Here is a 7,588-nt window from a genome sequence, read left to right as displayed (position 1 = left end):
GGACCTGGCCTCCGTCGCTGGTCTTGCGGGAGGACACCTTCACGTACACGGCCGGGCAGCCTACCAACGGGATCGACTAGCTGACCACAGGACTTACCAGCTATACACCAAAAACCAGAGACAAGCGTGCCACTAGGCGATTCTGGATCTCCCGCTATGCGCCAACCCTGAGACCTGCGCATATTCCGCCACGCCGGCTCACATCAAGCCATCATCTGCGGAACGCGGGTGGACCGGAACGAACCACACCAGGCTGACCCGACAAGAACCAACCGCGCCAGACGGAAACGAACGGACCCACACTGGGCCACGCCAGATCAGAACGACGCACACTCCGCCACGCCAGGTCGGACCGACCCACGCTCGACCAACACCGTGCCAGACAGAAACGAACCGACCTACACCCGACCACGCCAGGTCGGAACGACCACACTCGACCACACCGTGCCAGATGGAAACGAATCGACCCACGCTCGACCATGCCGGACCGGAACCACCCAAGCTCGACCACGCCGGGTCGGAACGACCCCGCACCGTGGGGCCTGCGGGGGTCGCCCCCGCAAAAAAATGACGGACCGACCCGGCGAAGGTGGAACACCGAGCAGGGTCGGTCCGTCGGTCCGTGTCGGCCCATCGGTCCGTGGAGGTGCCGGGAATCGAACCCGGGTCCTCTGTCGCCTCAACAAGGCTTCTCCGTGCGCAGTTCACTGTGCCTCTACTCGGCCCCACCGGTCACGTGAACAAGCCGGTGTGACGGGCCCAGCCGCTGTGAGTGTCCCGTCTCGGGTCCGCGGCCGGCCCGTGACGGTAAGCCTCCTAGCTGATGCCGGCAGACCGGGTCGGAGGCGACCCCGGGCCGACAGACATCGCTACTCGCTCAGGCGGCGAGAGCGACGTCGCGCTGGGAATTAACCTTGGCGCTTATTGGTTTGCAGCGACGCTTGAGGTGGTCATCTGCCTGCACCTGCACGCTTCCCTTGAATCAACGTCCAGAGTCGAAACCGTTCACCCCCTCGTGGTGACTATGTCCCACCCAGTCTAACGCGTGGAGCCCACCGGATCATCCCGGTTACCCCGGGGGTAGGGAAAACCCCACCCCGAACTCTGCGGTACACCGCATGGTCCCCCGCCTCCCCGCCCGCCATCCTGGTCTCATCACCCCAGAAGGAGACCAGCCATGACCACCACCACCCATCGCGACGGCACCCGGCCGAACCCGCCGCTGCTGGGGTCGCTCGCGTACCTGGCGATGAACCTGCCGATCGGGATCGGGTCGTTCGTGTTCGTGGTGACGACCATGTCGCTCGGCGTCAGCACGCTGATCATCTGGGTCGGCCTGGCGGTCCTGGCGTTCGCGATGCTGGTGATGCGCGGGCTGGCCGGCCTGGAGCGGATGCGGGTGCACGCTCTGCTCGGCACGTACATCGCCTCCCCGTACCGGCCGGCGCCCGAGAAGGGCCGGTGGACGAGCCGCGTGAAGGACCCGGCCACCTGGAAGGACATGGCCTACCTGGTGCTGATGCTGCCGATCGGCATCGCGGAGTTCACGATCGTCACCGTCCTGTGGGCGACGAGCCTGTACCTCACCTTCCTGCCCCTGTACTGGCACTGGCTCCCGGGCGACTGGTACGCCGAGGTGTGGAACTACTCGTTCGCGTCGCTCGACTCGTGGTGGAGCACGCTGCCGTTCGCCGGCCTCGGCGTCCTGCTGCTGGTGCTGGCGATCCTCGTCACCAACGGCCTCGGCATGGCGCACGCGATGTACGCCCGCGCCATGCTGGGTCCGAGCCCGCGTCGCATCGCGAAGCTGGAGGGTCTGTCGACGGCCGGTGCGATCGACTGGAGCGACGCGTGGCCGCCGAACACGGCCTCGGTGACCTACGGATCGGTGTCCCGATGACGAGCCCGGCCCCCAAGCAACCGATCTACCTGGTGCAACCACACGTTCCGGTGAATGCTGACGAGGTGTCCCCGGAGAACCAACCACGGCCTGAGTCGGGTGCCGCGGCCGAGCACCAGCCGCCGAGCCACCACGGCCAGGCCCAACCCTCGTACGTTCCGGCCGCGATCACCCAGGCCGCTCCGACATACAGCCCGGTACCGGCGCAGCCGACGCTGGACATGCCGGCCGCCTTCGCCACCCCGCTGACCCAGCCACTCGCCCCGCTGACCCAGCCGGTCGCGGTGGCCCCGGTCCAGCCGCCGGTCACGCGGCAGGCCGTCCGTCCCTCGCTGGTCAGTCGCGGGTTCCGGGCCGCGGTGTTCATGATCGCCGGGTTTCCCCTGAACCTGGCCTCGTTCATCTTCATCGTGACGTTCTTCTCCCTCGGGGTCAGCACACTGGTGATCTGGCTGGGCCTGGTGGTGCTGCTGATCGCGACGAAGACGGTCTTCGGGTTCGCCGCGGCCAACCGCGCCCTGATCCGGGGGGCGCTCGGCGTGGACATCCCCGCGCCGAAGATCGCCTACGGCGACTCCGGCTCGTTCTGGCAGCGCTACTTGCGACGCCTGACGCACCCGCAGATGTGGCGCAACCTCGCCTACCTGCTGCTCGCGTTCCCGCTGGCCTGCTTCGAGTTCCCGCTGGCGCTGGTCGGCGTGATCATCCTGCCGGTCGGGCTGTTCGTGCTGCCCGTGGTCGCCGCGGTGCACATTCTGCTGGCGCGGGCGCTGCTCGGCCCGAACACGAACGAGGAACTGGAGCAGAAGGCCGAGCACCTGCAGGCCTCCCGCGCTCGCGGGGTCGACGCGGCGGAGGCCGAGCGGCGGCGCATCGAGCGGGACCTGCACGACGGTGCGCAGCAGCGTCTGGTCGCGGTGGCGATGGGTCTCGGCCGCGCGAAGTCGAAGATGGACGCCGACCCGGACGGCGCGAAGGCGCTGGTGGACGAGGCGCTGGTGGACGCGAAGCTCGCCGTCTCGGAGCTGCGTGACCTGGCCCGCGGCATCTACCCGGCGGTCCTCGGCGACCGCGGGCTGGACGCGGCGCTGTCGTCGCTGGCCGCGAAGTGCCCGATCCCGGTCGAGGTGAACGTCCGGATCGACCCGCGGCCGCCCGCCGCGGTGGAGTCGACCGCGTACTTCATCGTCGGCGAGTGCCTCACCAACATCGCGAAGCACTCCGGGGCGGCGGAGGTCCGGATCAACGCGTGGCGGGAGGACCGACCGACCGGTGACCTGGTGGTGGTGGAGATCACCGACGACGGCCACGGCGGCGCCACCATGCGGGCCGGAGGTGGGCTGTCGGGCCTCGCGGACCGGGCTGCCACGATTGACGGCGTGATGACCGTGGTAAGCCCCATAGGCGGGCCGACAGTAATCAGGGCGGACCTGCCGTGCGTGTGGTGATCGCGGAGGACTCCGTGCTGCTGCGTGCGGGGCTCCAGCGCCTGCTCGCCGACGAGGACATCGAGACGGTGGCGGCCACCGAGGACGGCGACGGCTTGCTCATCGCCGTCAGCGAGCACCGGCCTGACCTCGCGATCGTGGATGTACGCATGCCCCCGTCGTTCACCGACGAGGGTCTGCGGGCGGCGTTGCGAGCGCGGGAGCAGCAACCCGGCCTGCCGGTGCTGGTGCTGTCGCAGTACGTGGAGGAGCGCTACGCGGTGGAGCTCCTGTCCGGCGGCGCCGGTGGGGTCGGCTACCTGCTGAAGGAGCGGGTGGCCGACGTCGCCGAGTTCGTGGACGCGGTGCACCGGGTCGCCGGCGGCGGCACGTGCATCGACCAGGAGGTGATCGCACAGCTCATGGCACGCGGCAGACGAAATCCGATCGACGTGCTCACCCCCCGGGAGCGGGAGGTGCTCGGGTTGATGGCCCAGGGGCTGACCAACGTCGCCATCGCCAAGACGCTCACGGTGTCGGACGGGGCTGTTGAGAAGCACGTCGGGAACATTTTCTCCAAGTTGGGGCTCGAGCCCAGTGCTGAGGAGCATCGGCGGGTTCGGGCTGTGTTGACGTTCTTGAAGCGTGGGTAGGGGCAATCCTCCGCCCTTCACCCACCCAAAACTTTCCAAGACGGAAAGTTTGCAAATTTGGCAAGCTTGGGTAGTGTGGTGGCATGGCTGCGGGTGGCGGGCTTCGGGAGCGCAAGAAGCGGGAGACGCGTCTTGCGCTGAGCCACGCCACCATTCGGCTGGTTATCGAACGTGGCTGGGACAACGTCTCCGTCGAGGAGATCGCTGCCGCGGCCAATGTTTCCGAGCGTACGTTTCGTAACTACTTCGGCAGCAAGGCCGAGGCGGTCGTCGCCACGCATGTGGAGCGGGGGCGGCGCATTGCGGAGACGCTTCGGGCGCGGCCTCGGGAGGAGTCCCTGTGGGACGCGCTCATCGGAGCCGTTCTCTCGCAGTTCGAGTTCGCCACTCGGGCAGCGGATGACCGTTACTCCGCCGGGTTGGGGAAGTTGCTTGCTGAGCCGGCTGTTCAGCAGGAGATCTTTCGGGCGCATGCCATGGCGCAGGACGAACTGGCCGCCGCCATCGCCGATCGCACCGGGAAATCGGTTGACGATCTTTATCCGCAGGTCGTTGCCTCGGTGGTCAGTGCCGGGCTGGGGACGGCGTTGACCCGGTGGACCCGTAGGCCCGTCGGCACCATCACGCCGTTGCTTCGTGAGGTCTTCGACCAGATTCGCGCCGGGTTGCCTGACCCGCGCTAACACACCGTCGAAACGCCCGTTGCGCACGGGCTGTTTTGCCATGCCCTCAAGGAGAAGAACCATGGACGACGTCGTCATTGTCGGCGGTGGGCCCAACGGGCTCATGCTCGCCTGCGAACTCGCGCTCGGTGGGGTGCGGGCCGTGGTGCTCGAGCGGTTGACCGGGCCCAGCAAGGATCCCAAGTCGAACGGGCTCGTCGGTCAGGTCGTTCGCATGGTCGACCGGCGGGGGCTGTTCGAGCGGCTCGGTGGTCGTCCGGTGCCGCCGGTGCCCAACCGCGCCTACTTCATGTTCGCCGCGTTTCCGCTCGATCTCGGGCTCCTGGACGACAGCCCGGTCTACAACCTCGCCGTGCCGGAGGTGAAAACGGTTCAGGTGCTGGAGGACCGCGCGCGGGAACTCGGCGTCGACCTCCGGCGGGGGCACGAGTTCGTCGGTTTCGCGCAGGACGACGGCGGGGTCACCGTGACCGTCAGAGGTGACAAGACCTACGAGTTACGTGCGCGGTACCTCGTCGGCGCGGACGGGGGGCACAGTCCGGTTCGCAAGGCCGCCGGGATCGCGTTCCCCGGCATCACGCACAACCGGATGACCAGTCGTCACGCGCACGCGGCCGTGCCGGAGGAGTGGCTCGATCCGGCGAGCGGCGCGTTGAAGGTGCCCGGTTTCGGCGCGGTTCGGCCGTTCCTGCCCGTGCGGACGGATCACGGCGGGTTCACCTACGCGACGCTGCCCGGGCGGCCGCCGCTGATCGCCACCACCGAGTGGGACGAGCCGGAGAACTCCGAACCCATGACGCTCGACGAGATGCGGGCGAGCATCAACCGCGTGCTCGGCGCCGACGTGCCGATCGGGCCACCGCCCGGTGCGGGGCCGCACGTGTTGCGCAGGCTCCAGGGCGGCAACACCCGCGTGGCCGAACGGTACCGGGACGGCCGGGTGTTCCTCGTCGGCGATGCCGCGCACGTCTTCGTCGCGGGGGGCACCGGGTTGAACCTCGGCATGCAGGACGCGATCAACCTCGGTTGGAAGCTCGCCGCCGCCATCAACGGCGGTAAGGACGTTCTCGACACCTACGAGGCCGAGCGGCAACCCCTTGCCCACCGGACCGTGATGTTCGCCCAGGCCCAGTCCGCGTTGCTCGCCCCGGGCACCGAGGTGACCGGGCTGCGCCAACTGTTCGGCGAGCTGCTCACGCACCGGGACACCGTGCGGACGATCGCCGATCTCGTTGCCGGGGCGGACGTTCGGTACCCGGTCGGCGATGGTGCGCATCCGCGCGCCGGGTGGCCCGCGCCCGATCTGGACCTGAGGACTCCCGACGGCACAGTGCGCCTCGCCGAGTTGGTTCGGGACGCGAAGCCGCTGCTGATCGACCTCACCGAGGGCGGTGACCTGACCGCAGAAGGGATCGACACGGTGCGCGCCACCGCCGACACCGAGCTCACCGCGCTCCTGCTCCGGCCCGACTCCTACGTCGCGTGGGCCTCGACCGATCCCCGGCCCGACCCCGAAGGGCTGCGCCAGGCGGTCAACGAGTGGTTCGGGATCGCGGTCAGCGCATAGGAACGGGCCCTCGCCGGAAGTCGGCGAGGGCCCGTTCTCACGAACTACGCGGCCACGGTCGCGGCGGTCGACACCGGCGCGAGTGCCACGTCCAGCACCTCACGCACGTCCGTCGCCAGGTGGACGGTCAGCTCCTCGAGCACCGAGGCCGGCACGTCCTCCAGGTCCGGCTCGTTCCGCTTGGGCAGCACGACCTCCGTGATCCCGGCTCGGTGCGCGGCGAGCAGCTTCTGCTTCACGCCACCGATCGGGAGTACGCGGCCGGTCAGCGACACCTCACCGGTCATCGCCACGTCCGAGCGGACCGGGCGGCCCGACAGCAGCGACGCCAGCGCGGTCGTCATCGTCACGCCGGCCGACGGGCCGTCCTTCGGCACCGCGCCCGCCGGCACGTGGATGTGCACGCCCTGCTCCGCCAGCGACGAAACCGGCACGTCCAGCGAGGAACCGTGCGACCGCAGGTACGACAGCGCGATCTGCGCCGACTCCTTCATGACGTCGCCCAGCTGACCGGTCAGCGTGACCCCGGTGGCGCCGGAGTCCTTGGACGCGACCGACGCCTCGACGAACAGCACGTCGCCGCCCGCGCCGGTCACGGCCAGGCCCGTCGCCACACCCGGCACCGCGGTGCGCTCCGCGGACTCCGGCGTGAACTTCGGCTGGCCGAGGTAGGTCCGCAACGAACCGATGTCCACGGTCAGCGGCAGCGACGCCGAGCCCAGCGCCAGCGACGCGGTGATCTTGCGGAGCACCCGCGCGATCGACCGTTCCAGCTGCCGGACGCCGGCCTCCCGCGTGTACTCGCCGGCCATCAGTCGCAGCGCGTCGTCGGTCAGCCTGACCTCGTCGGCACCGAGACCCGCCCGCTCGAGCTGCCGCGGCAGCAGGTGGTCGCGGGCGATGACGACCTTCTCGTCCTCGGTGTAGCCGTCGAGCGTGACCAGCTCCATGCGGTCCAGCAGCGGCGCCGGGATGGACTCGATGACGTTGGCGGTCGCCAGGAACACCACGTCGGACAGGTCCAGCTCGACCTCGAGGTAGTGGTCGCGGAACGTGTGGTTCTGCGCCGGGTCCAGCACCTCGAGCAGCGCCGCGGTCGGGTCGCCGCGGTAGTCGGAGCCGACCTTGTCGATCTCGTCGAGCAGCACGACCGGGTTCATCGAGCCGGCCTCGGAGATGGCGCGGACGATGCGACCGGGCAGCGCGCCGACGTAGGTACGCCGGTGGCCCCGGATCTCGGCCTCGTCGCGCACGCCGCCCAGGGCGACGCGTGCGAAGGGCCGGCCGAGGGCGCGCGCCACGGATTCACCGAGCGATGTCTTGCCCACGCCGGGCGGACCCACCAGGGCGAGGATCGC

6 protein-coding genes and 1 other RNA gene are annotated in these 7,588 nt (G+C 69.3%); 5 read left to right on the top strand and 2 right to left on the bottom strand.

Annotation, left to right across the window (positions count from 1 at the left end):
• Positions 1-638: 638 nt before the first annotated feature.
• Positions 639-1,013, bottom strand: a transfer-messenger RNA (tmRNA) gene (ssrA, locus tag ACJ73U_RS00200).
• Between the two features lie 164 nt (positions 1,014-1,177).
• On the opposite strand from ssrA, the gene ACJ73U_RS00195 reads away from it, so the two are divergent.
• From ACJ73U_RS00195 to ACJ73U_RS00175, 5 genes are all read left to right on the top strand, one after another.
• Complete coding sequence (locus ACJ73U_RS00195; protein ID WP_407775408.1) at positions 1,178-1,900, top strand: sensor domain-containing protein; 723 nt, start codon at positions 1,178-1,180, stop codon at positions 1,898-1,900.
• A 365-nt stretch (positions 1,901-2,265) separates the two neighbouring features.
• A complete protein-coding gene (locus ACJ73U_RS00190) occupies positions 2,266-3,348 on the top strand; it encodes a sensor histidine kinase (protein ID WP_407775409.1) in 1,083 nt (360 codons plus the stop codon).
• Complete coding sequence (locus tag ACJ73U_RS00185) at positions 3,336-3,980, top strand: response regulator (protein WP_407775407.1); 645 nt, start codon at positions 3,336-3,338, stop codon at positions 3,978-3,980. The genes ACJ73U_RS00190 and ACJ73U_RS00185 overlap by 13 nt, the downstream gene beginning before the upstream one ends.
• A gap of 83 nt (positions 3,981-4,063) precedes the next feature.
• Positions 4,064-4,663: a TetR/AcrR family transcriptional regulator gene (locus ACJ73U_RS00180; protein ID WP_407775406.1), complete on the top strand. Its 600-nt coding sequence runs from the start codon at positions 4,064-4,066 to the stop codon at positions 4,661-4,663.
• A 61-nt stretch (positions 4,664-4,724) separates the two neighbouring features.
• Positions 4,725-6,230, top strand: coding sequence for an FAD-dependent monooxygenase (locus ACJ73U_RS00175; RefSeq protein WP_407775405.1), 1,506 nt, complete (start codon positions 4,725-4,727; stop codon positions 6,228-6,230).
• A 44-nt stretch (positions 6,231-6,274) separates the two neighbouring features.
• On the opposite strand, the gene lon is transcribed toward ACJ73U_RS00175, so the two are convergent.
• On the bottom strand, positions 6,275-7,588 hold a 1,314-nt coding region (gene lon, locus ACJ73U_RS00170), incomplete at its 5' end, for an endopeptidase La (protein WP_407775404.1).

Origin of the sequence: Actinophytocola sp. (genome assembly GCF_045807065.1) — a bacterium.
GTDB lineage: Bacteria > Actinomycetota > Actinomycetes > Mycobacteriales > Pseudonocardiaceae > Actinophytocola.
Note: the sequence above shows the minus strand (reverse complement) of the source record. Positions and strands in the feature narration are given on the sequence as shown.